This window comes from Delftia sp. ZNC0008, assembly GCF_000799035.1.
Classification (GTDB): domain Bacteria; phylum Pseudomonadota; class Gammaproteobacteria; order Burkholderiales; family Burkholderiaceae_C; genus Comamonas; species Comamonas tsuruhatensis.
Genome location: NZ_JTKZ01000133.1, coordinates 1 through 1,119, shown reverse-complemented (window position 1 = coordinate 1,119; position 1,119 = coordinate 1). Strand labels below are relative to the sequence as shown.

Here is a 1,119-nt window from a genome sequence, read left to right as displayed (position 1 = left end):
GGCCGGAGCCGCCTGCGTCAGGGGCGCCTGGGACGCCTGGGGCTTGCCAGGGGGATGGGCCTGCGCCGAAGCGCCAGCACCCCAGCCCACCAGCAGGCTGCAGATCGCGCCTTGCAGGACCTTGCGCGAACAGGATGGAAAACGGGCGGGGGCCATTCCCGCCAATACCGTTGGATTCACCATGGCATGCATCTGCCGCAAAGCGACAGTCGAGGGGTTGAGTAAGAGATGGGCCCTTCCCTGCGGACCACGCAGGAACGGGCATGGCCGCGCCGTGCGCAGTCAGCGCGCGGACGACGGCATGGCGTGCACGCCAGCAAGGCGCGCACGAGCAGTGATCAGGCAGTGGGATGCGTCAGCCGACAAGGGGCGCAAGGGGCACAAGGCATGCCTGCGCCGCAATATGCGGTCAGCCGAGCAGGGAAGGTCTTGGAGGGCGCAGCAGCTGGCCCGGGGCGGGCGACAGGTGCGCCTGGGAATAGGTCGAAGGCGGGGCCCACAGCGACACCACCTGCACGGCGATGGGCTCGGGCGGCCAGTACATCTCGGCGGAACGGTCCTCGCCGCAGGCCAGCAGGGCCAGCAGCTGGCGCTTGTTGCCGCTGTGTGCCGTCAGCTCGGCAAACTCGGTCTCGTCGTCTTCCTCCACTTCCGCGAGTTCCTCGAGGAATTCCTCATCGATGGTCACGACGGGATGGTGCGCCAGCAGGCCATCGCCTTCCAACCCATCGGAAGATGCCGAAGCTGCCACCTGCCCACAGAAGATGGACAGCAGCATCAGCAACGAAAAGACAAACGATGGCGCAAGGCGCATGGAGCGGGGCAGACGAGTCGGTGAAAGATGGACGCCCTGCAAACAGGACACCGTCTATTGTTACGAATGTTGAGGGAAAGTTCCGGGTTTGCCCTTAAAAAATCTGGGCAATAGATCGTGTTTTGTGCACAAAGGCTTTCCATGTGAAGAAGTCACACCGAAAACTGCAACAACCAGAAACAAAAAAGCCACCTTGCGGTGGCTTCTTGTCTGCGCAAACACGAGGGTCTGCACAAGGAATCTGGCGGAGTGGACGGGACTCGAACCCGCGACCCCCGGCGTGACAGGCCGGTATTCTAACCAAC

The 1,119-nt window shown here is 63.2% G+C and carries 1 protein-coding gene; it reads right to left on the bottom strand.

What is annotated here, in order from left to right:
- Positions 1 to 409 precede the first annotated feature (409 nt).
- Entirely contained in the window at positions 410 to 778 is a 369-nt protein-coding gene (locus L995_RS04690; protein WP_017407525.1) for a hypothetical protein, read from the bottom strand.
- Between the last annotated feature and the right edge of the window lie 341 nt (positions 779 to 1,119).